Raw genomic sequence first — 24,189 nt, forward strand, 5'->3', positions numbered from 1 at the left:
GAAACCGGTCGGGCCCGCGCAGCCGCGCGTGGCCGGCCACCACAACGTAGATGCTTCACTCCTGGGAGGGATGATGTACAAGCAGATGTTCATGGCCGCGCTGTGCGCGGCAGGCCTGGCCATGGCCGGGTGCAGCAAGCAGGGGGCCGATGCGCAGGGCGCGGCGGCCGGCGGTGGCGACAACGCGCCGGTGCGGATCAGCGTGGGGTCGTACAACCTCAACAACCTGCCGTTCTTCATTGCCGATTCGAAGGGTTACTTCAAGGACGTCGGCCTGGAAGTGAAGACCGAGAACTTCGCCCAGGGCGGTTCGAAGGTCCTGCAGGCGCTGGTGGCCAACTCGACCGACGTGGCGGTGGGCTTCTATGACCACACCATCCAGATGCAGGCCAAGCACAAGGACGTCGTGGGCTTCGTGCTGCTGTCGCGCAATTCCGGCCTGGTGATGGCCGGCCGCGATGATGCGACGTTCGACCCGGCGCGCCCGGACACGATCAAGGGCCAGAAGGTGGGCATCACGGCACCGGGTTCCTCGTCCGACTTCTTCGTGCGCCACTTCCTGGCCCAGCATGACATCCCGGTGGACAGCATCTCGCTGATCGGCGTGGGGTCCGGTGCGGCGGCGGTGGCAGCACTGGAGCAGGGCAAGATCGACCTGCTGGTGAACTATGACCCGGCGGCGACGCTGATCACCGAGCGCAAGGTCGGGAAGATCATCATCGATGCACGCAGCGACGAGGGCGCACGCCAGGTCTACGGTGGCCTGTATCCGACCTCGGTGATGTATGCCAACCGCAGCTTCCTGGAACAGCGCCCGCAGGCGGCCGAGAAGATCGCCCGCGCCGAGCAGATGGCCCTGAAGTTCATCGCCGACAACAGCGCCGAGGACATCGTCGCCGCACTGCCGGACAGCTACGTCTCCGGCGACCGTGCCACCTACGCCCGTGCCGTGGAGAACGCCCGCGCGATCTTCACCACCGATGGCCACTTCACCGCGGCCGATCTGGAAACGCCGCTGAAGGTGCTGCGCGAGTTCAACAAGGATGTCGCCAACGCCGACATCGACCTGTCCAGAACCTACACCAATGCCTTCGTCGAGCGTGCCCACGCTGCGGCGCCGGCCGCCCAACGTTAAGCGGAGGTAACCCCATGGCCCTCAATGCCACCGTGCGCCAGCTCAACGGCGCGCCGCAGCTGGAGCCTGCACAGACCATGGTCGCCATCAACAAGGTGACCATGTCCTTCGGCGAATTCACCGCCGTGCGTGATGTCGACATCCAGGTGGGCGACGGCGAGTTCCTCGCCATCGTCGGCCCCACCGGCTGCGGCAAGAGCACCATCCTCAATTCCGTGGCGGGGCTGCTGAAGCCGTCGTCAGGCGAAGTGGCCATCGATGGCCGCGCGGTCAGCGGCGTGCAGGAGTCGGTCGGCTACCTGTTCCAGCAGGATGCGCTGCTGCCGTGGAAAACCGCCTACCAGAACGTCGAGCTGGGCCTGCGCTTCCGTGGCGTGCCCGAGGCCGAGCGCAAGGCCAAGGCCAATGCGTGGCTGGCCAAGGTCGGCCTGGCCGGCTTCGAGCACCGCTATCCGCACCAGCTGTCCGGTGGCCAGCGCAAGCGCGTGCAGATGGCGCAGGCGCTGATCGTCGAGCCGAAGGTGATCCTGATGGACGAGCCGTTCTCGGCGCTGGACATCCACACCCGCCACCTGATGCAGAACGAGCTGCTGCGACTGTGGCAGGAGGATCGCCGCTCGGTGATCCTGATCACCCACGATCTGGAAGAAGCCATCGCCCTGGGCGACCGCGTGGTGGTGTTGTCTTCCGGCCCGGCCAGCCGCGTCGTGCGCAGCTTCGACGTGGGCCTGGAACGGCCGCGCAATGTTGCCGAGATCAAGCTGGACGAACGTTTCACCGACCTGTACCGCGACATCTGGGCCTGCCTGCGCGGCGAAGTGGAGAAGAGCTATGCACGCCAAGACTGACAAGATCATCCAGCTGGCCCTGGTCATCGCCGTGTTCGGTGGCTGGGAAGGCGGCATCGCGCTGGGCGTGATCGATCCGTTCTTTTTCCCCTCGCCGACGGCGATCGTGCAGCAGGCGTGGACCTGGCTGTCCGATACTTCCTTCTACCAGCACGTCTACATCACCCTCACCGAAACCGCGCTGGGCTACCTGATCGGTACCGGCCTGGGTGTGGCCGGTGGCGTCTGGCTCGGCCTGAGCCGCCGCTCGGCTCGCATCCTGGATCCTTTCATCAAGGGCTTCAATGCGATCCCGCGCGTGGTGCTGGCGCCGATCTTCGTGCTCTGGCTGGGCCTGGGCCTGTGGTCGAAGGTGGCCCTGGCGGTGACCCTGGTGTTCTTCACCACCTTCTTCAACGCCATGCAGGGCGTGCGTGAAGTGAACCCGGTGGTGCTGGCCAATGCGCGCATCCTCGGTGCGGGCCGCAGCGACCTGCTGCGCCACGTCTACTTCCCCGCGGCTGCCAGCTGGATCCTGTCTTCGCTGCGGACCTCGGTCGGCTTCGCCGTGGTCGGCGCCATCATCGGTGAGTACCTGGGCGCTTCGGCAGGCCTGGGCTACCTGATCGCGCAGGCCGAAGGCAACTTCAATGCCGTGGGTGTGTTTGCCGGCATCATCATCCTGGCCGCCTTCGTGCTGGTCATCGATGCCCTGCTCGACGTGGTCGAGAACAAGCTGATCACCTGGCGTCCCAACGCCCAGGCACAGGCCACCAGCTGACCGCGCCGCGCTGAGCCCGCATGCCGTGCCGCCGGGCTGATCCGGCGGCGCGCGCTGCCTCCCCCGATCTTCCCCCGCACCACCGCAACAGGCCAGCGCCAGGCCAGGGGGCCGGCTGGCCGGAGAGAGAACCCATGAACACGCACACCGTGCTGCCCCGCGCAGCGCTGTCGGTCGCGCTCGGCCTGCTGTTGGCCAGCGGCCATGCCGGGGCACAATCCGCCCCGGCCCCGTTGAGCCAGGCCGAACTGTCGGCGCTGGTGCAGCAGCAGGCACTGCAGATCCAGCAGCTTGAAGCCCGTCTGCGTGCGGTTGAAGGCGGGCAGGGCGGCGCTGCCGCCGCCGTGGCGACACCGGGACCGGCACCGGCCCCAGCGCTGGAAACGCGCGTGGCCGCGCTGGAGTCAAGCCAGTCCAAGGCACCGAAGGTGTCCTGGGCGAAGGGGGCGCCGGAATTCAGCAGTGCCGACGGCAAGGTGGCGTTCCGCCCGCGCGGCCGCCTGTTCGTCGATGGCTCCAGTACCGATGGCTCGTCGGTGGCCGACCGCAACATTTCCGGCACCGAGATCCGCTCGGTGCGCCTGGGCGCCGAGGGCCGCTACGGCATCCTGGGCTGGGCGGTGGAGGGTGACTTCGCCGACAACGCGGTCGCCTGGAAATCGGTCTATGCGACCGTGGACCACACCCTGTTCGGCCTGCCGGCCGACCTGACCGTGGGCAATCGGCTGAACGACCGTGGCATCGACGGCTCCAGCAGCACCTCCAACACGCCGTTCCCGGACCGCAACGTGGTCGGCACGCTGATGCTGCCGCAGCGTGGCCTGTTCGGCGTGGGCCTGACCGAGCGCGTGTACGGCAAGGGCTGGCACGCCAGCCTGTCGGTGGCAGGCAACGATCTGAACAACGCCGGCAACGACAACGACAGCCAGACCTGGGCCACGCGCGTGCACTGGAATCCGGTGGCCAGCAAGGCCGCCACCGTGCACCTGGGGGCCTGGGCCTTCCACGAGGAGATCGCCGCCGGTGCCAGCGGGGTGCTGCGCAGCTCGGCCATCGCCGGGCACTTCAACGATCTGGTGAAGATCGCCCCGGGCACCCTGGTGGGGGCCGAGCGCAGCACGGCCTATGGCCTGGAAGCGGCTGGGTTCTTCGGCCCGGCATGGGCCACCGGCGAATGGGGTACGCGCAACCTGCGCGGCGTCGACGCCAGCGGCCGTTACGACCTGGACCACCAGGCCTGGGCGGTGTCGGCGGGCTGGTTCCTGGCGGGCGCACTTCCGGCGTACTCGGGCAAGGCCGGCACCTGGGGCAAGGTGAAGGTGGCCGACCCGGTAACCGATGGCGGCGCTGGGGCCTGGGAACTGAAGGCGCGCTATGAGGACGTGGACTACGCCGAGCTGCCCACCGGCGGCACCGGCCACGCGTGGACGCTGGGAACGAACTGGTACCTGAACGACTACAGCCGGGTGATGTTCGAGGCGATCCGCTGGCAGACCTACAACCGCAGCGGCAGCGGGCAGGGCAGGGACGAGGGCACGACCTTCAATACCCGCCTGCAGGTGGTCTTCTAAGTACGCGGGTGGCGGTATGGCCCCTTCGGTATGTATAATTCGTGCATACCGAAGAGGGCCTACCCATGGAAGCCACCGTTGCAGAGCGCGGACAGATCACCCTGCCCAAGGCAGTGCGTGACGCGCTGGGCCTGACCAAGGGCACCCAGCTGAAGGTCGAGCTGGACGGCAGCCGGATCATTCTGCGCAAGAGTGTTGACGATGCCATTTCACGGGCGCGCGGCAAGTTCGCGCTTGATGGCTTCGATTCGGCCGAGGCCGCCGTGCGCGCCGTGCGCGACGAGGAATAAGCCGTGATGATCGCCGTCGATTCCCCGGTGCTGGTTGAACTGCTGAGCAACGGCCCGCAGGCCGATGCAGTGGAGGCCTGCCTGCGGCAGAGCCTGGTCGGCGGCCGCGTGGTGGTCTGCGGCGCGACCCTGGCTGAAGTCTGCGCCTCGCTGCGCGGCGGCGCCGAGGTGCTTGAAGCGCTGGAAGAGATGGGCGTGCACTTCAATGCGCTGGAGGCCAAGTCGGCCCTGCGCGCCGGCGAGATGCACCGCCGCCACCGCCAGCGCAGCGGCAGCCGCCGCAGCCTGGACGATTTCATGGTCGGCGCCCACGCACTGCTGCAGTGCGATGGCCTGATCACCTGGAACGACACGTTTTACCGCGACTACTTCAAGGGCCTGAAGCTGATCGTGCCGCAAGCCTGAGCCCACTTTTGTTTTTTCAACCTACGCATTACCCGGGAGTTGTCATGTTGGAAGCCTACCGCCACCACGTCGCCGAGCGCGCTGCGCTTGGCATCCCGCCGCTGCCGCTGAGCGCGCAGCAGACGGCCGATGTCATCGAACTGCTGAAGAACCCGCCGCAGGGCGAGGCCGAGTTCCTGCTCGACCTGCTGACCCACCGCGTGCCGGCCGGCGTCGACGATGCTGCCAAAGTCAAAGCCTCGTACCTGGCGGCCATCGCCCTGGGCAGCGAGCAGAACCCGCTGATCAGCCGCGAGCGCGCCACCGAACTGCTGGGCACCATGCTCGGCGGTTACAACGTCGCCCCGCTGGTGCAGCTGCTGGACGATGCGGCCATCGGCACCATCGCCGCTGCGGGCCTGAAGAAGACCCTGCTGGTCTTCGACGCCTTCCATGACGTGCAGGAAAAGGCCAAGGCCGGCAACGCCAACGCCCAGTCCGTGCTGCAGAGCTGGGCCGATGCCGAGTGGTTCACCAGCAACCCGGAAGTGCCGCAGAGCCTGACCGTCACCGTGTTCAAGGTGCCGGGCGAAACCAACACCGACGACCTGTCGCCGGCCCCGGACGCCACCACCCGCCCTGACATTCCGATGCACGCCCTGGCGATGCTGAAGAACAAGCGCGACGATGCGGCGTTCACCCCGGAAGAAGACGGCAAGCGCGGTCCGATCCAGCAGATCCTCGACCTCAAGGACAAGGGCCACCTGGTTGCCTACGTGGGCGACGTGGTCGGTACCGGTTCCTCGCGCAAGTCGGCCACCAACAGCGTGCTGTGGTGGACCGGCGATGACATTCCGTTCATCCCGAACAAGCGCGCCGGTGGCGTCTGCCTGGGCGGCAAGATCGCCCCGATCTTCTACAACACCATGGAAGATGCCGGCGCCCTGCCGATCGAGCTGGACGTTTCGCAGATGGAGCACGGCGACGTGGTCGAGCTGCGTCCGTACGACGGCAAGGCACTGAAGAACGGCGAAGTGATCGCCGAGTTCGAAGTGAAGAGCGACGTGCTGTTCGACGAAGTGCGCGCCGGTGGCCGCATTCCGCTGATCATCGGCCGCGGCCTGACCGGCAAGGCGCGTGAAGCGCTGGGCCTGGCCCCGACCGACCTGTTCCGCCTGCCGGTGCAGCCGGCCGACAACGGCAAGGGCTTCTCGCTGGCACAGAAGATGGTGGGCCGCGCCTGTGGCCTGGCAGAAGGCCAGGGCATGCGCCCGGGCACCTACTGCGAACCGAAGATGACCTCGGTCGGCTCGCAGGACACCACCGGCCCGATGACCCGTGACGAGCTGAAGGACCTGGCCTGCCTGGGCTTCTCGGCCGACCTGGTGATGCAGTCGTTCTGCCACACCGCCGCGTACCCGAAGCCGGTGGACGTGAAGACCCACCACACCCTGCCGGAGTTCATCTCCACCCGTGGCGGCGTCTCGCTGCGCCCGGGCGACGGCGTGATCCACAGCTGGCTCAACCGCATGCTGCTGCCGGACACCGTCGGCACCGGTGGTGACTCGCACACCCGTTTCCCGGTGGGCATTTCGTTCCCGGCCGGTTCGGGCCTGGTCGCCTTCGCTGCGGCCACCGGCGTCATGCCGCTGGACATGCCGGAATCGGTGCTGGTGCGCTTCAAGGGCCAGATGCAGCCGGGCGTCACCCTGCGTGACCTGGTCAACGCCATTCCGCTGTACGCCATCAAGTCGGGCCTGCTGACCGTGGCCAAGGCTGGCAAGAAGAACATCTTCTCCGGCCGCATCCTGGAAATCGAAGGCCTGCCGGAGCTGAAGGTCGAACAGGCGTTCGAACTGTCCGACGCCTCGGCCGAGCGTTCGGCGGCCGGTTGCTCGGTGCGCCTGAACAAGGAACCGATCATCGAGTACCTGACCAGCAACATCACCCTGCTGAAGTGGATGATTGCCGAGGGTTACCAGGATCCGCGTTCGCTGCAGCGCCGTATCGAGAAGATGGAAGCGTGGCTGGCCAACCCGGAGCTGCTGGAGCCGGATGCCGACGCCGAATACGCCGCCGTCATCGAGATCGACCTGGCCGACATCCACGAGCCGATCGTGGCCTGCCCGAACGACCCGGACGACGTCAAGACGCTGTCCGAAGTGGCTGGCGCCAAGATCGACGAAGTGTTCATCGGTTCGTGCATGACCAACATCGGTCACTTCCGTGCCGCTGCCAAGCTGCTGGAAGGCAAGCGTGACCTGCCGACCCGCCTGTGGGTGGCCCCGCCGACCAAGATGGACGCCTCGGAGCTGACCAAGGAAGGCGTGTACGGCACCTTCGGCGCCACCGGTGCACGCATGGAAATGCCGGGCTGCTCGCTGTGCATGGGCAACCAGGCGCAGATCCGCGAAGGCTCCACCGCGATGTCGACCTCGACCCGCAACTTCCCGAACCGCCTGGGCCGCAACACCAACGTGTACCTGGGTTCGGCCGAACTGGCCGCGATCTGCTCGCGTCTGGGCCGCATCCCGACCAAGGAAGAGTACATGGCCGATGTGGGCGTGATTGCCGCCAGCGGCGCGGAGATCTACCGCTACATGAACTTCGACCAGATCGAGGAATACCAGGACGTGGCCAAGACGGTCGCTGCCTGAGGGTAGTGCCGGCCGCTGGCCGGCATCCCGTTGAAGCGAAGAACCCCCGGTGAAAGCCGGGGGTTTTTTTATGTGCGATGCTCGCGACCAGACCCGTGAGTGATTGAACTCTGCAGAATGAACAGGCTCGTGTTTTTCATCATTGCCGGTGCTGCCTTGTCGTGCGTTGCTTCTGCCGCGTGCGCACGGGAACCTGGCGTCGATTACATCTCCAAGGCGTTTGCCGACGGTGGCTACCGCCCGCATGCGTATCTCGAGGCGGATGTGATCAAGCGATATGGGAAGGGTGCCGAGACGGTCGATCAGATCGGCTTGGTACGACGTGTCTACCGTGACGCCGCGTCTGCACGTGAGGTGGTCATCACCTCGAACCCCGATGTCGCGCCGGAATTCCGCACGGTGGATGAGATCCGTGTTTCTTCGCTGTCGCCAGGGGAAGGGAATGCCGGAACAGTAGAGGGACTGGGAGCCATTGCCTTGAACGGCGTACGGATTGGTGGCCCGGCCGCAGCGGTGCAGAAGATCGCCAGTCAGGCGGCGGCCAAAGAAAGCGTGCAGGACCGTCTGGGTGGCGTGGTCGTTGACCGGACCTGCATCTTCCTGGAGGGAGGCTCGAGCAACTGCTACTTCCTGCGCGAGGGGAAAGTCGTGGCCCTGGCGGTGGGCTTCGGCCCGTAGTGTTGATCGCAGTGGCCGGTAGTCACCAGCGTCAGCGATAGCGGAAGGGCCAGGCGTCCGGTCCGTCGTTGCTGCGCTCGGCGCAGACCTCGCGGAAGGTCTGCAGGAAGGCCTGCTGCGGTCGCGTCGGGTGCCAGTCGGCGCGGGTGGTCAGGCCGATGCGGCGGCGCAGGGCGCGGCCGGCCAGGCCCAGTTCGGCCAGCAGGCCGGCCTGGCGTTCGATCAGGAACTGGTCGCGTGACATCAGGGTCAGCCAGTCATCCTCCAGCAGCAGGCCGCGGGTGATCACCAGCGAGCCGCATTCGATGCGCAGCACCGGTGGCTCGTGGCCGTTGTCGCGGAACATCCGCTCCCAGCGTGCACGCACCGGCGCACCGGTGGCCGGGATCACCCACGGATAGTCCAGCAGTTGTTCGAAACGCCACGGCAGCTGCGCGGCGAGGGGATGGTCCGCGCGGCCGACGATGACCGGATCATCGTCGAACAAGCCTTCCTGCACCACGTCGGGCACCGCGCTGAGGTCGCGCATGGCGCCAACCAGCAGGTCCAGGCTGCCTTCGCGCAGGTCGGACAGCAGCTCGGAAAACGGGCCTTCCACCACGTTCACCGTGGCGCCTGGCCAGGCGCGTGCGAACCGGGCCAGTGCCTGCGGCAGCAGCAATGCGCGCGCCAGCGGCATCACCCCGATGGCCAGGCGGCCGCCGTGCTGGTCGCGGGTGGCGGCCAGTTCGTCCAGGCCGGTGGCCAGCTCGGAAAGCGCCAGGCGGACCCAGCGCAGCAGGCGGGTGGCGGCGGGCGTGGCCAGCAGGGCCTTGCCACGCCGCTGCAGCAGCGGCACTTCGATCACCGCTTCCAGTTCGCGCACCGCGCGGTGCATGGCCGGCTGCGAAACCCCGGCGCGCGCTGCCGCGAGCGTGAAGCTGCCCGCGCTGTCCACCGCGTTGAGGGCGCGCAGCTGGCTGAGTGTCAGCCGCCGTTCGATGGTTGCCAGTGAAGGCAGGCGCGCCGCACGCCGGGCCGCGCGTACGCCACGGGCGAGGTAGGCGAGGGCGCGTTCGATGCGCGGTGCGAGCAGGCGCGTCGCTTCGGTGGCGACCATGCCGCCTGGCTGGCGGTCGAACAGCGGCGCATCGAGCTGACGCTCCAGCCGTGCGATGGCCTGAGTGAGTGCGGGCTGGGACAGGTTGAGATGCGGTGCGGCCGCGCTGATGCCGCCGTGCGCGTGCACCGCCACCATCGCGTGCAGGTGTTTCAGGTTCAGCTCGGGCAGTCCATTCATGGCACAACTATAACCAGATTGAATGGGTGGGACGAAAAACGATCTTGAGGGGTCTGCACGGGGCGGAACAGACTGCGCCATCGCCAACGAAGGATGGATGGATGTCCCGCGTCATCACCCGCATCGAACGCGCCGAACCGGCGCTGATCCAGTCACTGGCCGAGGCCGGCGTGGCCACCGCGCATGAGGCACAGGGGCGCAGCGGCCTGCTGCACCCGCGGCTGCGCCCGATCTACAGCGGTGTGCGCATCGCAGGCAGTGCGGTCACTGTGTCAGTGCCGCCGGGCGACAACTGGATGATGCACGTGGCCATCGAGCAGCTCGGCCAGGGCGACATCCTGGTGGTGGCGCCGACCAGCGACTGCACCGACGGCTACTTCGGCGACCTGCTGGCGACCTCGGCGCAGGCCCGTGGCTGCCGCGGCCTGGTCATTGATGCGGGCGTGCGCGATGTGCGCGAGCTGACCGCAATGGGCTTCCCGGTGTGGAGCCGTGCGGTGCACGCGCAGGGCACGGTGAAGGAAACCCTGGGCTCGGTGAACGTGCCGCTGGTCTGCGGAGGCGCTTTGGTGAATGCGGGTGACGTGGTGATCGCCGACGATGACGGCGTCTGCATCGTGCCACGCGCCGATGCGGCACGGGTGGCCGCAGAAGCGCAGGCACGCGAGGCACGCGAGGCTGACAAGCGCGAGCGCCTGGCCCGTGGCGAGCTCGGCCTGGACCTCTACGCCATGCGCGAGCGCCTTGCCGCCAAGGGCCTGCGCTATGAGTAAGAGCGTGCGCGCGATGTGGATGCGCGGCGGTACGTCCAAGGGCGGGTTCTTCCTCGCCCAGGACCTGCCGGCCGACGCAGCCGCGCGTGATGCCTTCCTGCTGCGTGCCTATGGTTCGCCGGACGTGCGGCAGATCGACGGCATGGGCGGCGGCGACCCGCTGACCTCAAAGGTCGCCGTGGTCGCGCCCTCGCAGCGCGAGGATGCCGATGTCGAGTACCTGTTCCTGCAGGTGTTCGTCGACCAGGCGCTGGTCAGTGATGCGCAGAACTGCGGCAACATGCTGGCCGGTGTGGGTCCGTTCGCGATCGAGCGCGGTCTGGTGGCGGCGTGCGATGGAGTGACCGAGGTCCGCATCTTCATGGGGAACACCGGCACCTTGGCCACGGCCAGCGTGCAGACACCGGGTGGCGTGGTGAGCTATGCCGGTGACGCGCGCATCGACGGGGTGCCGGGCAGCGCCGCGCCGGTACCGCTGGCCTTCGAGGACACCGCCGGTTCCAGCTGCGGCGCGCTGCTGCCGACCGGCAACGCGGTGGACGTGATTGAAGGCGTGCAGGCCACCCTGATCGACAACGGCATGCCCTGCGTGGTGCTGGGCGCGTCTGACCTGGGCATCAGCGGGTACGAGGATCGCGCCACGCTGGATGCCGACGAGGCCTTGAAGGCACGCCTGGAGGCGATCCGCCTGCAGGCGGGGCCGAAGATGAACCTGGGGGATGTGGCGGACAAGTCGGTGCCCAAGATGATGCTGGTGGCCGCACCGGCCGACGGCGGCGCGATCTGCGTGCGCTCGTTCATCCCGCACCGCTGCCATGCGTCCATCGGCGTGCTGGGTGCGGTGACGGTGGCGACGGCATGCCTGCTGCCGGGCTCGCCGGCCCATGCACTGGCCCGGCTGCCGGGCGGGCAGGTACAGACCCTGGCGGTGGAGCACCCCAGCGGGGCCACCACCTGCGTGATCGAACTGGACGAGGACGGCCAGGTGGCTCGCGCGGCCATGCTGCGCACCGCACGGAAGCTGTTCGACGGCGAACTGTTCGACTGAACAGGCATCGCCTTTCTATTCTCTGCGACCTGGGAGGGTTGTTATGACCGTGGTAGGGAAGCGGCCGGGCCGCTTTGGAATCTTTGGCCAGTTGTGGTTCCAGGTGCTGGCCGGCACCGTGATCGGCGTATTGCTGGGCTGGCTGCAGCCGGACCTGGGTTCGGCGATGAAGCCGCTGGGTGACGGCTTCATCAAGCTGATCCGGATGATGATCGGACCGATCATCTTCGTCACCGTGGTGCACGGCATCGCTGGCATGCGTGACATGCGCAGCGTGGGCCGGCTGGCGCTGAAGTCGCTGATCTACTTCGAGGTGATCACCATCCTCGCGTTGATCGTCGGCCTGGTGGCGGTGGATCTGTGGAAGCCTGGCGCCGGCATGAACATCGATGCGGCGACCATCGACATGGCCAGCATCCAGGGCTACGTGCACACCGCCCATGACCAATCGATCGTGGCCTACATCATGGCCATCATCCCCAACACCCTGGTCAGCGCCTTCACCGAGGCGCACGTGCTGCAGGTGCTGTTCGTGGCCGTGCTGTTCGGCGTGGCCCTGGCCGCCGTCGGTGAGCGCGGCAAGCCGGTGATGGACGTCATCGAGAGCGCCTCCGGTGCGCTGTTCAAGATCATCGGCTACATCATGTACGTGGCGCCGATCGGTGCGTTTGGTGCCATCGCCTTCACCGTGGGCCAGTTCGGTGCCGCCTCGCTGCTGTCGCTGGGCGAGCTGATCATCGAGTTCTTTGTGGTCTGTGGGCTGTTCACCGTGCTGGTGCTGGGCACCGTGTGCTGGTGGACCGGTGCCAGTCTGTGGCGCCTGCTGGGTTACCTGCGCGACGAGATCATCATCGTTGCGGCCACCACTTCCACCGAAACGGTGCTGCCGCGCCTGATCGAGAAGATGAAGAAGCTGGGCTGCGAAGAGGGCGTCGTTGGTTTCGTGATTCCCGCCGGTTACTCGTTCAACCTCGACGGCACCTGCCTGTACCTGACCACGGTGGCGATCTTCCTGGCCCAGGCCACCAATACCGAGCTGACCGTGTGGCACCAGCTGGGCCTGATCGCTGTGCTGCTGCTGACTTCCAAGGGTGCTGCGGGCGTGGCCGGTGCGGCATTCGTGGTATTGGCCGCGACCCTCGGCACCACCGGCACCATTCCTGTGGCGAGCATCGCGCTGATTCTGGGCATCCACCGCATCCTGGCCGAAGGCCTGACCTTCGTGAACCTGATCGGCAATGCCATTGCCGTGCTGGTGATCGCCAAGTGGGAAGGCAAGCTGGATGAGAAGACCATGGCCGCGCAGATCGGCACCCGCCGAACCCGGCAGCGCCTGCTCGGCGTGCAGCCCGCCTGAGGCAATGGCCTGAGTCCTGACGGCCACTGCGGTGGCCTCCATTGAATGCATCACCCTGGCGCCGGTGGCGCCGGGAAGGGAGAGAACATGTCGCAGTTCCTGCGTACCCCGCTGTACCTGCTGCTAGGCAGCGTTCTGGCAACGCCTGCTTTCGCCGCTGAGCGCAGCATCCCCGAGGGCATCGACCTGACCCTGGACCTGGTCGGCAACGTGGCCCACAACCCGGTGGGCGGTGTCGAACAGGGCACCGAAGGCTCGTACTGGGTGATGGCCCAGTCGAAGTTCGACCTGGACAAACTCTTCGGCGTGCACGGCACTGACGTGGATGCGCAGTGGGCGTGGTTCGCCGGGCGCAACCTGGCGCGCGAGAAGATCGGCAACTCGATCAGTGCGCAGCAGACCTGGCGACCGGTGGCTGGCGGCCGCCTGACCCGGCTGACCATTCGTCACCGCTTTGACAACGGCCTGAGCATCACTGCCGGTCGTGCGCCGGTGAACAGCTACTTCAACAACTCGCCGCTCAACTGCGTGTTCATGAGCAACGCGATGTGCCTGACGCCCTACGGTGCGATCACTGACCTGGGCATCACCGCCTACCCGAATTCGTCCTGGGCCGGCATCGTACGCTACGACGCCGATGACCGCTGGTACGCGCAGGCGGGCGTGTTCGACTACAACAACGAGCTGAACAAAGCCGGCAAGAACGGCCTGGACTTTTCGGTGGGTGAGGGCACCGGCACCATCAGCGCCTACGAAGTGGGGTACCAGACCAGCTTTGCCAACGACCGCCTGCCGCGCACCTACCGCGTCGGCATGTACCGTAACAGCGATGGCGGCAAGAGCTCGTACTTCGATGCCAAAGGCAACTCGGCGGCGCTGACCGGCAAGCCGACGGCCGTGCAGGACGGCGCGCGCCTGGGTGTGTACGCGATGGGCGACCAGACCGTCTGGCGCGGCGAGGGCAAGCGCAACCTGGCCGTGTTCGGCCGTGTCTACGTCAACACCGGCAACGAGGCGCCGGTCGATCATTTCGTGTCGGTGGGCTTCGTCAAGACCGGCACCTTCGCCAGCCGCGACCAGGACACCCTGGCCATGTTCGTCTCCAACACGCATTTCAGCGACGAACAGATCGGTTTCCTGCGGGACCGCCGCAGCCGTTACGGCGGCACCGGTGCGCCGCATGCCGACGAGATCATCACCGAGCTCAGCTACGGCTGGGCGCTGAAGAAGGGTGTCCGCCTGATGCCGAACCTGCAGTACGTCATCAACCCCGACCCGATCTATGCGCCCACCCGCACCACCAACATCCCCGACGCGCTGATTGTCGGCCTGCGCGTGGATGTGCATTTCGCCCAGCTGTTCGGCTGGTGATCCATCGCTCCAGGAGATCCCCCATGATCATCGACTGCCACGGCCACTACACCACGGCCCCCGCCGGCCACGATGCGTTCCGCAAGGCGCAGGTGGCCCACTTCAATGACCGCTCGCTGCCAGCGGCGGTCTATCCCGCGATCAGCGACGACGAACTGCGCGACAGCGTGGAGGCCAACCAGCTGCGCCTGCTGCGTGAGCGTGGCGCGGACATGACCATCTTCTCGCCGCGTGCCAGCACCATGGCCCACCATATCGGCGACGAGCAGGTGAGCGCCGAATGGACGCGCCATTGCAACGACCTGATCGCGCGCGTGGTGCAGCTGTACCCGGATCAGTTCATTGGCGTGTGCCAGCTGCCGCAGTCGCCGGGCGTTCCGATCGCGCACTCGGTGGCCGAGCTGGAGCGCTGCGTGAACGAGCTTGGTTTCGTCGGCTGCAACCTCAACCCCGATCCGTCCGGCGGCCACTGGGATGGCCTGCCATTGACCGATCGTTCCTGGTACCCGTTCTTCGAGAAGATGGTGGAACTGGACGTGCCGGCCATGGTGCACGTGTCGGGCAGCTGCAATGCCAATTTCCATGCCACCGGCGCGCACTACCTGAACGCCGATACCACTGCTTTCATGCAGTTCCTGCAGGGCGATCTGTTCCGTGACTTCCCGGAGCTGCGCTTCATCATCCCGCATGGCGGTGGCGCGGTGCCGTACCATTGGGGGCGCTTCCGTGGCCTGGCGGACATGCTGGGCAAGCCGCCGCTGGCCGAGCATGTGATGAAGAACGTCTACTTCGATACCTGCGTGTATCACCAGCCCGGCATCGACCTGCTGTTCGAGGTGATCGACATCGACAACATCCTGTTCGGTTCGGAGATGGTGGGCGCCGTGCGTGGCATCGACCCGCAGACCGGCCACTACTTCGATGACACCCGTCGCTACGTGGATGCGCTGGCATTGTCCGAGGGCGACCGCTGCAAGGTATTCGAAGGCAATGCGCGGCGGGTCTACCCGCGGCTGGATGCGCAGCTGAAGGCGAGGGGGTTGTGATGGTCGCGTTCCAGAAGGATGCCGACTGGCTGGACTACTGCGCGAACCCCAGCCGCCCGACGTTCGTGCCGCCGCCGGGCGCGGTGGACGCGCACTGCCATGTGTTCGGTCCGGGCGATGTGTTCCCGTACGCACCCGAGCGCAAGTACACGCCCTGCGACGCGGGCAAGGCGCAGCTGTTCGCGCTGCGCGACTATCTCGGGTTCAGCCGCAACGTGATCGTCCAGGCGACGTGCCACGGTGCGGACAACCGTGCCCTGGTCGACGCGCTGCAGGCCAGCGGTGGCATGGCCCGTGGCGTGGCCACAGTGCGCGATACGGTCAGCGACGAGGAGCTGCAGCAGCTGCATGCAGCGGGCGTGCGTGGTGTGCGTTTCAATTTCGTGCGCCGGCTGGTCGATCCCAAGCCGGATGCCTACTACCACGCGATCATCGACCGCATCGCGCCGTTGGGCTGGCACGTGGTGGTGTACTTCGAAGCCGCCGATCTGGCCGAGCGCTGGAAGTTCTTTACTTCACTGCCGACCACGGTGGTGGTCGACCACATGGGCCGGCCGGACGTGAGCCAACCGGTGGATGGGCCGGAATTCCAGCGTTTCGTGCAGCTGATGGCCGAGCACGGCAACGTGTGGAGCAAGGTCAGCTGCCCGGAGCGGCTGTCGCGGGTGGGGCCGCCGGGGTATGCCGATGTGGTGCCGTTCGCGCGGCATCTGGTGGAGCGCTTCCCGGACCGTGTGCTGTGGGGCACCGATTGGCCGCACCCGAACATGAAGGAGCACATGCCTGATGATGGGCACCTGGTGGATGTGATTCCGCACATTGCGCCGACATTGGAGCTGCAGCAGAAACTGCTGGTGGAAAACCCGATGCGGTTGTATTGGGGTTCGTGAGGCGCTGTGGGTGCCGGCCAGCGGCCGGCACTACCCTTTGCTGCAAACAGGTTGGCAGTGCCGGCCGCTGGCCGGCAAACCCCGATGCAATCAGCCGCGTGCCAGGGCCAGCAACCGCTCGGCGATCCGCTCCAGCGGCACCTGCTCTTCGGCCGCGCCCAGCTTGAACGCCGAACCGGGCATGCCCCAGACCACGCTGGTGGCTTCGTCCTGCACCAGGGTCGGTGCGCCGGCCTGGCGCATCTCCAGCAGGCCGCGTGCGCCGTCGTCACCCATGCCGGTGAGGATCGCACCGATGGCATTGCCGCCGGCGGCCTGCGCCACCGAGCGGAACAGCACGTCCACCGCCGGCTTGTGCCGGTTCACCGCCGGGCCGTCGTCAACGCGGCAACGCCAGCGCGCACCGTCGCGGATGATGCGCAGGTGCTTGCCGCCCGGGGGCAGGTAGGCATGGCCGGGCAGCACGGCTTCGCCATCGCTGGCTTCGCGTACGGCCATGGCCGAGTGGCGGTCCAGGCGTTCTGCGAAGGCCGTGCTGAAGCTGGCCGGCAGGTGCTGGGTCATCACCACGGCCGGGGCATCGGCAGGTAGGCCTTCCAGCACCACGCGCAGCGCTTCGGTGCCGCCGGCCGACGAGCCGATGGCAATCAGCCGGTCGGTGGTGCGGAACTGCGGCGCAGCCGGGCGCACCGCGGGCGCGGTATCGAGGATGAGCTTGGGCGTGGCGGCGCGCATCAGCGGGCGCACGCGCGAGCGCGCGGCCATCTTCACCTTGGCGATGATTTCATCGGCGTAGCCCTGCAGCCCACGGGCCACGTCGAGCTTGGGCTTGGAGACGAAGTCGACCGCGCCCAGGGCCAGCGCCTGCAGGGTGGTGTCGGCACCGCGCTCGGTCAGCGAGGAAATCATCACCACCGGCAGCGGATGCAGGCGCATCAGGTTTTCCAGGAACGCGAGGCCGTCCATGCGCGGCATTTCCACGTCCAGGGTGATCACGTCCGGCGCCAGGCGCTTGATCTTCTCGCGTGCCAGCAGCGGGTCGGCGGCGGTGCCGACCACATCGATGCCCGGGTCGCTGGACAGGATCTCGGTGAGCATCTGCCGTACGACGGCGGAGTCGTCGACGATCAGGACCCGGCAGGGGGCGTTGCCGGGCAGGGTCATTCGAACAGCTCCACGCCACCGGTGACCGGGGCCTTGGACAGGCGTGCACGCACGGCCGATTCGGTCGCGGCCACTTCGGCTTCATGGGCATGCGGCAGGCGCTGCACCACCACGCGGCCGGTATCGGCGAAGAACCAGATCTTGCGCGGGTGGATGCCGCACAGGTCCTCGGCGATGATCGGGATGTGCTCGGCCTGCAGGTACTGGCGCACGAACTCGGCGTTGCGGGTGCCCACCGGGTTGCTGGTGAAGCCCTTGAGCACGTTGGCGCCGCCGAACACCTTTGCTTCGATGCGCTTGCGGTGTGCGCCGCGCTTGAGCATGTCGTTGATCAGCAGTTCCATGGCATAGCTGCCATAGCGCGCAGGTGCGCCGTCGCCGGCATTGCCTTCGGGCAGCAGGAAGTGGTTCATGCCGCCGATCTTCAGCACCGGGTCGCGCAGGCAGGCCGCCACGCAGGAGCCCAGCGTGGTGGTCAGCGCAGTGGTGTCATCGACCACCAGGTACTGGGTCGGCAGCAGCTTGGCGGCGACGGTCTTGAAGCGCGCGTCCTGGTAGCGCATCACATCATCGGTACGCAGCGAGGCATTCATGCGCCGGCCCCCTGTGCGCGGCGGTACAGGGTGCGGCCGCAGGGCTGGATCAGGTCGGCCGCGTGCAGGTAGTTCTCCGAATGGCCGGTGTAGAGCAGGCCGTCTTCGTTGAGGTGCTGCACGAGGCGGCCGAGGATGGCGCGCTGGGTCGGCTTGTCGAAGTAGATCATGACGTTGCGGCAGAACAGCGCGTCGAACGGGCCGCCGACGTCGTAGCGCGGGGCCAGCAGGTTGAGCGGGCGGAAGTCGATCAGCTCGCGCAGCGCGGGCAGCACCCGGCACTGGCCTTCGTTGGGGCCGCTGCCCCGCTGGAAGTAGCGACGGCGCAGGTCCGGGTCGAGGTTGGTGACGCGGTCGATGTTGTAGACCCCGCGGCTGGCGGTGGCCAGCACCTGGGTATCCACGTCGGTGGCGACGATGCGCACCGGTGGCTTCAGGGTGCCGAACGCCTCGCAGGCCGTGATGGCCATGGAGTAGGGCTCCTCACCGGTGGAGGCGGCGCACGACCACAGCAGCAGCGGGCTGCGGGTGGAGCGCTGCTGCAGTTCCTCGCGCAGCTTGTCGAAGTGGTGCGGTTCGCGGAAGAACGAGGTGAGGTTGGTGGTCAGCGCGTTGGTGAACGCCTGCCACTCATCGCCACCGTCCTGCTCCAGATGGTCCAGATACTGCTGGAAGCTGCGCATGCCCAGCGTGCGCAGGCGGCGCGACAGGCGGCCGTACACCATGTCGCGCTTTGCCGGCGCAAGGGCGATGCCCACGCGCTGGTAGATCAGGTCGCAGACGCGGCGGAAATCACGGTCGGCGAACTCGAATTCGCGGGGGCCGGTGACGATGGGAGTAGGACTTTGCACGGGGGACGTGTCCATCGGCGAGGGTGGCGGCCGCAGCCGCCACCGGGATCAGAATTCCTGCCAGTCGCCGTCGCTGGGGGCGACGAAGCTGGAGCTGGAGGACGGGCTGGAACTGGGGCGTCGGGCCTGCGCCGGCGACGCCACCGGCTGCGCACGGCGCGCGGCCACGGCGGGTGCAGGCTCGATGCGGGCGGTGACGGCCTTCACTGCGGCAGCCACCTGGTTGTCGAGGCGGAAGATCGCCACGGCGTCGGCCAGCTGCGCGGCCTGGTCTTCCATCGCACGGGCGGCAGCGGTGGCTTCCTCCACCAGCGCAGCGTTCTGCTGGGTGGTTTCGTCCATCTGCACCACGGTCTGGTTGACCTGCTCGATGCCCGCGCTCTGTTCCTGCGAGGCGGCGGAGATCTCGGCCATGATGTCGGTGACGCGCTGCACCGAGGCGACGATCTCGCCCATGGTGCTGCCCGCCTGGTGCACCAGGCTGGAGCCTTCGGCGACCTTGCCGACCGAGTCGTCGATCAGGCCCTTGATTTCCTTCGCCGCAGCGGCGGAGCGCTGGGCGAGGGTGCGTACTTCGCTGGCAACCACGGCGAAACCACGGCCCTGCTCACCGGCACGCGCGGCTTCCACGGCGGCATTCAGCGCCAGGATGTTGGTCTGGAAGGCGATGCCGTCGATGACGCTGATGATCTCGGCGATCTTCTTCGACGAGGCTTCGATGGCCGACATGGTGGTGACCACCTGGTTGACCACGCTGCCGCCCTGCGACGCCACGCCCTGTGCACCGATGGCCAGCTGGTTGGCCTGGCGGGCGTGCTCGGCGTTCTGGCGAACGGTCGAGGTCAGCTCTTCCATCGAGGCCGCGGTTTCTTCCAGGTTGGCCGCCTGCTGTTCGGTGCGGCGCGACAGGTCGCTGTTGCCCGAGGCGATCTCGCCGGCGGCCAGGGTGATGCTGGAGGCGCTGGCCTGGATCTGGCCGACGATCTGGGTCAGCTGGCTGACGGTGCTGTTGGCATCGTCACGCATGCGCGCGAACACGCCCTGGTAGTCGCCCTGCATGCGCGTGGTCAGGTCGCCTTCGGCGATGGCCGACAGCAGCCGCGAGAGCTTGCCGAGGTTGTCATCGCTGACCGCCATCATGGCGTTGAGGTTTTCCAGCATCAGGCGGAAATCGTGATCGAAGCGCTGCGCGTCGCCGCGGCGGCTGAAATCGCCGGCGGCAGCGGCGCTGGCCAGCTGCTTGATCTCGGTATTGATGCGGCCGAGGTTGGCCTTGACCGTATCCACGGCGGTGGTCATGGCGGCCTTCTCGCCCGGGTAGCGGGCGACGTCGCGGCTGAGGTCGCCGACGGCGTACTGCTTCACCACGTCCAGCACGTCGTGCAGGGTCTGCACGTGGCTGCCGACCAGAGTGTTGGTTTCCTGCACCATCAGGCCGTACTCGCCGGGGAAGGCGCTGGCATCGATGCGGTAGCTCAGTTCACCGGCATCGTGGCGGCGGGCCATTTCACGCTGGCCGCTGATGACCGCATGCAGCTGCTGCTGCATGCCCGACATGGCGTCCAGCAGGCGACCGGTTTCGTCATGCGGCTGCGGGCCGATGTGGCTGTCGAGCTTGCCCTTGGCGATGCCCTCGGCAACGGCGGTGGCCTGCTTCAGCGGGCCGGCGATGCGGTTGCCGATGATCCAGCTCAGGCCCAGCACGATCAGCACCAGCGCGCCACCGGCCAGGGTCATCACGCCGGTGAAGGCCCAGGCTTCATGCTGCACGTCGTCCATGTAGACGCCGGTGGTGACCACCCACTGCCACGGTGCGTACATGCCGGCGTAGGTGACCTTGTCGATCAGGCCCTCGCTGCCGGGCTTGCCGGTTTTGTAGTAGGTGAAGCCGCCGCCGATGCGTGCCATGCCGACCTGCAGGTAGTAGATCGGCACGCCGTCATCGGAGGTGTAATCCTTCTGCACGGTGCCGACGCGCTTGGGTGCGAAGGGGTGCATCAGCACGCGGTACTGGGTGTCCAGCACGTTGTAGTAATCGGCATCGTTGTTGGCGCGCATCACTTCCAGCGCCTGCAGGGCGGAGGCCTTGGCGGCGTCTTCGCTGAGTTCGCCGCTGGCGGCCAGGCGCTTGTAGTGGTCGAGGACGCCGTAGGTGAGTTCGACCTGGGTCTTCAGGGCGTCCTTGCGGGTCTTGGTCAGGTCCAGGTACTGCATGCGGGCGGCGATCACCGACAGCGCGATCACGCCGATCGCGATGAGCAGCGTCAGCAGGTTGAGCTTGCGCCGGACGGAGAGGTTGCTGAAGTAGTGTTGCCAGCGATGCAGGAGGTTCATGAAGCGGACCAGGTCGAGACGGGCGGGCGGCGCCAGTACCGGTCAGGGCGCGACAGGCCGTGACAGAACGGTTATCGGCCGGGGGCGGGGAGATTTGAGGGTCACGCGCTTTGCGTATTCAGGGTTCCTTGCAGCGGCGGCTGCGGCGCTGCCTGCGGCAGGCTTTTGAGCCAGGGCAACAGCAACAGCAAGAGCGGTCTGTCGGCGTTTCGTTACATCGAGGGAGGCGGGCCGGGGTGGGCAGGCGGGACACGCGGTGAATACGTCCATGTAGCTCGTAGGCGCCGTCCTTGGCGCCTACGGTCCCGCCTGCCCACCCCGGCCCGCCTCTTCGTGCATTGCGTCGGCGGACGGCAAGAGCGGTGTTGGTGTCGGGGCGGAATTGGGGGTCAGATCCGTTTTCCTGCGGAAAACGGATCTGACCCCGGGAACGGTGCAGCTGTTGCTCTTGCTCTTCTTTCTTCAATCCGGGGTAAACGCGCGGGAAACTGTCCGTGGCCGGGCGGGTGGGTTGCGCGGGGGCGTGAGCCGCATGGATGCGGCGACCGAGCTTACATGGACGTACTTGCAGCGTCCCCCGCGCAGCCCACCCGCCCGGCCAACCCACAAAATCCCAGCACAGAGCGCATCCACCCCGAGGGGCTTCGCCGTTGGCTGTTGACCCGGTAACCCCGGAAACGAAAACGCCCCGGCACGAGGCCAGGGCGTCTTCGAAGCCTGCGGCAGCAGGAATCAGAACTCCTGCCAGTCTCCGTCCGCCAGTTCGGCAGCCATCGGGCGGCCACCGGTGCTGCGGCGTGCCGGCGGTGCGGCCGGTGCCGGTGCGGCAGCGCGCGGGGCCGGGGCGCGCGGGGCGACCACGGTCTCGGCTTCGTCCACCACGAAGATCGACACGGCCTCGCTCAGGTGGCCTGCCTGTTCTTCCATCGCACGGGCGGCAGCGGTGGCTTCTTCCACCAGCGCAGCATTCTGCTGGGTGGTTTCGTCCATCTGCACCACGGTCTGGTTGACCTGCTCGATGCCGGCCGACTGTTCCTGCGACGCGGCGGAAATCTCGGCCATGATGTCGGTGACACGCTGCACCGAGGCGACGATCTCGCCCATGGTCGCGCCAGCCTTGTGCACCAGTGCCGAGCCGTCATTGACCTTGCCGACGGAGTCGTCGATGAGGCCCTTGATCTCCTTCGCGGCAGCGGCGGAGCGCTGGGCGAGGGTGCGAACCTCGCTGGCGACCACGGCGAAGCCGCGGCCCTGCTCACCGGCACGCGCGGCTTCCACCGCGGCGTTCAGCGCCAGGATGTTGGTCTGGAAGGCGATGCCGTCGATGACACTGATGATCTCGGCGATCTTCTTCGACGAGGCTTCGATGGCCGACATGGTGGTGACTACCTGGCCGACCACGTCGCCGCCCTGGGAGGCGACGCCGTGTGCACCGATGGCCAGCTGGTTGGCCTGGCGGGCGTGCTCGGCGTTCTGGCGAACGGTCGAGGTCAGCTCTTCCATCGAGGCTGCGGTTTCTTCCAGGTTGGCGGCCTGCTGTTCGGTGCGGCGCGACAGGTCGCTGTTGCCCGAAGCGATTTCGCCGGCGGCCGAGCTGATCGCGCGGCTGGACTGCTTGATGCGGGTAACGATCTCGCTCAGCTGCGCGGCGGTGGCGTTGGCATCGTCACGCATGCGGGCGAACACGCCCTGGTAGTCGCCGTGCATGCGCACGGTGAGGTCACCCTGCGACAGGGCGGCCAGCAGGCCGGAGATCTGCTCGATGCTGCCGGCGTTGGCGTCCAGCAGGCCGTTGATCTGCTGGGCCAGCTGCAGGAAGAAGCCTTCCTTGCCGGTGGCTTCGATGCGGCCGGACAGGTCGCCAGCGGCGGCCTGGGCGATCACGCGGGCCACTTCGGCTTCGACCTGCGCTTCCTGGGTGCGGTCGCGCCACTCCACCACGTAGCCGACGGTGTCACCGGCTTCGTTGCGGATGGTCGATGCCACCTGGGCGAACTGCGCATCGCCGTACTGCATCGGGCGGCGGGCGACGCCATGGGCCTTCAGGTTGGCCACCAGGGTGGCATCCATCTCGCCGCGGTGTTCCAGCACGGTCACCGGCTTGCCGACCAGCGACGCCTGGACGTCGAAGTCCGGCAGGTCGCGGCGCACGTCGTCCTGGTACTGGGCCAGGGTCTGCTGCAGTGCGCGGTTGCTGTAGACGATGGTGTTGTTCGGGTCGGTCAGGTACACGCCGGTGGAGCTGTAGTCCAGGGCGGTACGGATGCGCAGGTTCTCGCGGGCGATGGCGGCATCGGTCTCGATGCGCTCGCGCAGGTCGCGCTGCATGCGCTGCATGGCCTGCATCAGCTCGCCCACTTCGTCCTGGCGGCTGACATCGATGTGGCCGTCCAGCTTGCCACCGGCGACGTCGTTGGCGACCGAAACGGCGCCACGCACGCTGCCGACCAGGGCACGGGCGAACAGCCACACCAGCACCAGGCCCAGCGCGGCGCCGCCGAACAGGGCGATCACCATCAGCGTGGCCGATGCGGAATAGGTGGAGGAGGCCTCGTCACGCGCGGCGCGGGACAGGCGGTTGTCTTCGGCGATCAGCGACTCGAGCGAGGCGGTGGCCTTGCGGTGCTTGGTGCGGGTCTCGCCGACGAAGGTATCGATGGCGTCGTCGGGCAGCTCCAGCTCCAGCATCTCGTTGACGCTGTCGTAGGAGGCAACGGCGTCCTTCCAGTCCTTGGCGAAGGTGTCGAACAGCTTCTTCTGCTGCGGGTTGTCGATCAGGGTCGGATACTCCTTGATCGCCTTGTCCAGGTTGGTGCGCAGTTCAGCGACGCGGGCATGGGCATCAGCCTTGACCTCGGCGCTGGCGCGGACCAGCTGCTGGTACTCGGAGTTGCGGATCTCGCCGATCATGCCGCGCATCTCGCCGGCCATGCGGATGCTTTCCATCCGCGAGCCCGCCAGCTCGGTGGTCACGTTGTTCAGCGAATGCAGGCCACGATAGGCGACGATGCCCTGCAGCAGCATCACCAGCAGGATGACGCCGAACGTCAACAGCAGTTTCGGCATCAGTTTGAGGTTGTTGATCCACGGCATGGGCGTTGCGATCTCCTAAGGCAGACGCGCCCGGGCGTCTTGCCCGGTTGCAGCAGACCACGCCGGC

Annotated in this window: 20 protein-coding genes; 14 read left to right on the top strand and 6 right to left on the bottom strand. The window is 67.2% G+C overall.

Translation table 11 applies throughout. The features are described from left to right. Positions 1 to 73: 73 nt before the first annotated feature. The 8 genes from C1927_RS10360 to C1927_RS10395 all read left to right on the top strand — a co-directional run bounded on the left by C1927_RS10360 (position 74) and on the right by C1927_RS10395 (position 8,323). Entirely contained in the window at positions 74 to 1,135 is a 1,062-nt protein-coding gene (locus C1927_RS10360) for an ABC transporter substrate-binding protein (RefSeq protein ID WP_079225216.1), read from the top strand. 14 nt (positions 1,136 to 1,149) lie between these two features. Further along, positions 1,150 to 1,983, top strand: a complete 834-nt coding sequence (locus C1927_RS10365; RefSeq protein WP_079221774.1) for an ABC transporter ATP-binding protein — start codon at positions 1,150 to 1,152, stop codon at positions 1,981 to 1,983. Further along, on the top strand, positions 1,967 to 2,743 hold the full coding sequence (locus C1927_RS10370) for an ABC transporter permease (RefSeq protein ID WP_006442371.1): 777 nt from the start codon (positions 1,967 to 1,969) through the stop codon (positions 2,741 to 2,743). The genes C1927_RS10365 and C1927_RS10370 overlap by 17 nt, the downstream gene beginning before the upstream one ends. 134 nt (positions 2,744 to 2,877) lie before the next feature. Then, on the top strand, positions 2,878 to 4,314 hold the full coding sequence (locus tag C1927_RS10375) for a porin (protein WP_079221775.1): 1,437 nt from the start codon (positions 2,878 to 2,880) through the stop codon (positions 4,312 to 4,314). Positions 4,315 to 4,379: 65 nt separating this feature from the next. After that, positions 4,380 to 4,604: an AbrB/MazE/SpoVT family DNA-binding domain-containing protein gene (locus C1927_RS10380; protein WP_079221776.1), complete on the top strand. Its 225-nt coding sequence runs from the start codon at positions 4,380 to 4,382 to the stop codon at positions 4,602 to 4,604. Between the two features lie 6 nt (positions 4,605 to 4,610). Next, positions 4,611 to 5,009: a type II toxin-antitoxin system VapC family toxin gene (locus C1927_RS10385; protein ID WP_079221777.1), complete on the top strand. Its 399-nt coding sequence runs from the start codon at positions 4,611 to 4,613 to the stop codon at positions 5,007 to 5,009. A gap of 44 nt (positions 5,010 to 5,053) precedes the next feature. Continuing rightward, positions 5,054 to 7,645: a bifunctional aconitate hydratase 2/2-methylisocitrate dehydratase gene (gene acnB / locus C1927_RS10390; protein WP_079221778.1), complete on the top strand. Its 2,592-nt coding sequence runs from the start codon at positions 5,054 to 5,056 to the stop codon at positions 7,643 to 7,645. 117 nt (positions 7,646 to 7,762) lie between these two features. Next, complete coding sequence (locus C1927_RS10395; RefSeq protein WP_079221779.1) at positions 7,763 to 8,323, top strand: hypothetical protein; 561 nt, start codon at positions 7,763 to 7,765, stop codon at positions 8,321 to 8,323. A 31-nt stretch (positions 8,324 to 8,354) separates the two neighbouring features. On the opposite strand, the gene C1927_RS10400 is transcribed toward C1927_RS10395, so the two are convergent. After that, positions 8,355 to 9,602, bottom strand: coding sequence for a LysR substrate-binding domain-containing protein (locus C1927_RS10400; RefSeq protein WP_108746626.1), 1,248 nt, complete (start codon positions 9,600 to 9,602; stop codon positions 8,355 to 8,357). Positions 9,603 to 9,703: 101 nt separating this feature from the next. Between C1927_RS10400 and C1927_RS10405 the strand changes: the two genes are divergently transcribed. From C1927_RS10405 to C1927_RS10430, 6 genes are all read left to right on the top strand, one after another. Then, positions 9,704 to 10,375, top strand: coding sequence for a 4-carboxy-4-hydroxy-2-oxoadipate aldolase/oxaloacetate decarboxylase (locus C1927_RS10405; protein ID WP_108746627.1), 672 nt, complete (start codon positions 9,704 to 9,706; stop codon positions 10,373 to 10,375). Continuing rightward, positions 10,368 to 11,423, top strand: a complete 1,056-nt coding sequence (locus C1927_RS10410; RefSeq protein WP_108746628.1) for a 4-oxalomesaconate tautomerase — start codon at positions 10,368 to 10,370, stop codon at positions 11,421 to 11,423. The genes C1927_RS10405 and C1927_RS10410 overlap by 8 nt, the downstream gene beginning before the upstream one ends. A gap of 43 nt (positions 11,424 to 11,466) precedes the next feature. Beyond that, entirely contained in the window at positions 11,467 to 12,780 is a 1,314-nt protein-coding gene (gene dctA, locus C1927_RS10415) for a C4-dicarboxylate transporter DctA (RefSeq protein WP_108746629.1), read from the top strand. Positions 12,781 to 12,867: 87 nt separating this feature from the next. Continuing rightward, the gene (locus C1927_RS10420) at positions 12,868 to 14,151 is read left to right on the top strand and encodes a carbohydrate porin (RefSeq protein ID WP_159095342.1); all 1,284 of its coding nucleotides are present in this window, start codon (positions 12,868 to 12,870) and stop codon (positions 14,149 to 14,151) included. Positions 14,152 to 14,174: 23 nt separating this feature from the next. After that, positions 14,175 to 15,197 carry an amidohydrolase family protein gene (locus tag C1927_RS10425; protein ID WP_108746631.1) on the top strand — a complete coding sequence of 341 codons (1,023 nt, stop codon included), beginning with the start codon at positions 14,175 to 14,177 and terminating at the stop codon, positions 15,195 to 15,197. Continuing rightward, on the top strand, positions 15,197 to 16,087 hold the full coding sequence (locus C1927_RS10430) for an amidohydrolase family protein (RefSeq protein WP_108746632.1): 891 nt from the start codon (positions 15,197 to 15,199) through the stop codon (positions 16,085 to 16,087). The genes C1927_RS10425 and C1927_RS10430 overlap by 1 nt, the downstream gene beginning before the upstream one ends. A gap of 90 nt (positions 16,088 to 16,177) precedes the next feature. Here C1927_RS10430 and C1927_RS10435 read toward each other — a convergent pair whose 3' ends face one another. The 5 genes from C1927_RS10435 to C1927_RS10455 all read right to left on the bottom strand — a co-directional run bounded on the left by C1927_RS10435 (position 16,178) and on the right by C1927_RS10455 (position 24,122). Next, entirely contained in the window at positions 16,178 to 17,251 is a 1,074-nt protein-coding gene (locus tag C1927_RS10435) for a chemotaxis response regulator protein-glutamate methylesterase (protein WP_079221787.1), read from the bottom strand. Further along, positions 17,248 to 17,844 (bottom strand): chemoreceptor glutamine deamidase CheD, encoded by a 597-nt coding sequence (cheD, locus tag C1927_RS10440; protein ID WP_079221788.1) that lies wholly within the window; start codon positions 17,842 to 17,844, stop codon positions 17,248 to 17,250. Before cheD ends, C1927_RS10435 begins: the two co-directional genes overlap by 4 nt. After that, positions 17,841 to 18,710 (bottom strand): CheR family methyltransferase, encoded by an 870-nt coding sequence (locus C1927_RS10445; RefSeq protein ID WP_108746633.1) that lies wholly within the window; start codon positions 18,708 to 18,710, stop codon positions 17,841 to 17,843. The genes cheD and C1927_RS10445 overlap by 4 nt, the downstream gene beginning before the upstream one ends. 33 nt (positions 18,711 to 18,743) lie before the next feature. After that, positions 18,744 to 21,029 carry a methyl-accepting chemotaxis protein gene (locus C1927_RS10450; protein WP_108746634.1) on the bottom strand — a complete coding sequence of 762 codons (2,286 nt, stop codon included), beginning with the start codon at positions 21,027 to 21,029 and terminating at the stop codon, positions 18,744 to 18,746. A gap of 732 nt (positions 21,030 to 21,761) precedes the next feature. Further along, the gene (locus tag C1927_RS10455; protein ID WP_108746635.1) at positions 21,762 to 24,122 is read right to left on the bottom strand and encodes a methyl-accepting chemotaxis protein; all 2,361 of its coding nucleotides are present in this window, start codon (positions 24,120 to 24,122) and stop codon (positions 21,762 to 21,764) included. Between the last annotated feature and the right edge of the window lie 67 nt (positions 24,123 to 24,189).

This window comes from Stenotrophomonas sp. ZAC14D1_NAIMI4_1, assembly GCF_003086775.1.
In the GTDB taxonomy this organism is placed as follows: domain Bacteria; phylum Pseudomonadota; class Gammaproteobacteria; order Xanthomonadales; family Xanthomonadaceae; genus Stenotrophomonas.

What these genes read in the sequence shown, in the direction of transcription:
- C1927_RS10375 (WP_079221775.1), top strand. Translation starts at nt 2,878, where the DNA reads ATGAACACGCACACCGTGCTGCCCCGCGCAGCGCTGTCGGTCGCGCTC.
- C1927_RS10410 (WP_108746628.1), top strand. Translation starts at nt 10,368, where the DNA reads ATGAGTAAGAGCGTGCGCGCGATGTGGATGCGCGGCGGTACGTCCAAG.
- C1927_RS10445 (WP_108746633.1), bottom strand. Translation starts at nt 18,710, where the DNA reads ATGGACACGTCCCCCGTGCAAAGTCCTACTCCCATCGTCACCGGCCCC.
- C1927_RS10450 (WP_108746634.1), bottom strand. Translation starts at nt 21,029, where the DNA reads ATGAACCTCCTGCATCGCTGGCAACACTACTTCAGCAACCTCTCCGTC.
- C1927_RS10365 (WP_079221774.1), top strand. Translation starts at nt 1,150, where the DNA reads ATGGCCCTCAATGCCACCGTGCGCCAGCTCAACGGCGCGCCGCAGCTG.
- acnB (WP_079221778.1), top strand. Translation starts at nt 5,054, where the DNA reads ATGTTGGAAGCCTACCGCCACCACGTCGCCGAGCGCGCTGCGCTTGGC.
- dctA (WP_108746629.1), top strand. Translation starts at nt 11,467, where the DNA reads ATGACCGTGGTAGGGAAGCGGCCGGGCCGCTTTGGAATCTTTGGCCAG.
- C1927_RS10455 (WP_108746635.1), bottom strand. Translation starts at nt 24,122, where the DNA reads ATGCCGTGGATCAACAACCTCAAACTGATGCCGAAACTGCTGTTGACG.
- C1927_RS10385 (WP_079221777.1), top strand. Translation starts at nt 4,611, where the DNA reads ATGATCGCCGTCGATTCCCCGGTGCTGGTTGAACTGCTGAGCAACGGC.
- C1927_RS10360 (WP_079225216.1), top strand. Translation starts at nt 74, where the DNA reads ATGTACAAGCAGATGTTCATGGCCGCGCTGTGCGCGGCAGGCCTGGCC.
- C1927_RS10395 (WP_079221779.1), top strand. Translation starts at nt 7,763, where the DNA reads ATGAACAGGCTCGTGTTTTTCATCATTGCCGGTGCTGCCTTGTCGTGC.
- C1927_RS10435 (WP_079221787.1), bottom strand. Translation starts at nt 17,251, where the DNA reads ATGACCCTGCCCGGCAACGCCCCCTGCCGGGTCCTGATCGTCGACGAC.
- C1927_RS10370 (WP_006442371.1), top strand. Translation starts at nt 1,967, where the DNA reads ATGCACGCCAAGACTGACAAGATCATCCAGCTGGCCCTGGTCATCGCC.
- C1927_RS10400 (WP_108746626.1), bottom strand. Translation starts at nt 9,602, where the DNA reads ATGAATGGACTGCCCGAGCTGAACCTGAAACACCTGCACGCGATGGTG.
- C1927_RS10430 (WP_108746632.1), top strand. Translation starts at nt 15,197, where the DNA reads ATGGTCGCGTTCCAGAAGGATGCCGACTGGCTGGACTACTGCGCGAAC.
- C1927_RS10425 (WP_108746631.1), top strand. Translation starts at nt 14,175, where the DNA reads ATGATCATCGACTGCCACGGCCACTACACCACGGCCCCCGCCGGCCAC.
- C1927_RS10405 (WP_108746627.1), top strand. Translation starts at nt 9,704, where the DNA reads ATGTCCCGCGTCATCACCCGCATCGAACGCGCCGAACCGGCGCTGATC.
- C1927_RS10380 (WP_079221776.1), top strand. Translation starts at nt 4,380, where the DNA reads ATGGAAGCCACCGTTGCAGAGCGCGGACAGATCACCCTGCCCAAGGCA.
- cheD (WP_079221788.1), bottom strand. Translation starts at nt 17,844, where the DNA reads ATGAATGCCTCGCTGCGTACCGATGATGTGATGCGCTACCAGGACGCG.
- C1927_RS10420 (WP_159095342.1), top strand. Translation starts at nt 12,868, where the DNA reads ATGTCGCAGTTCCTGCGTACCCCGCTGTACCTGCTGCTAGGCAGCGTT.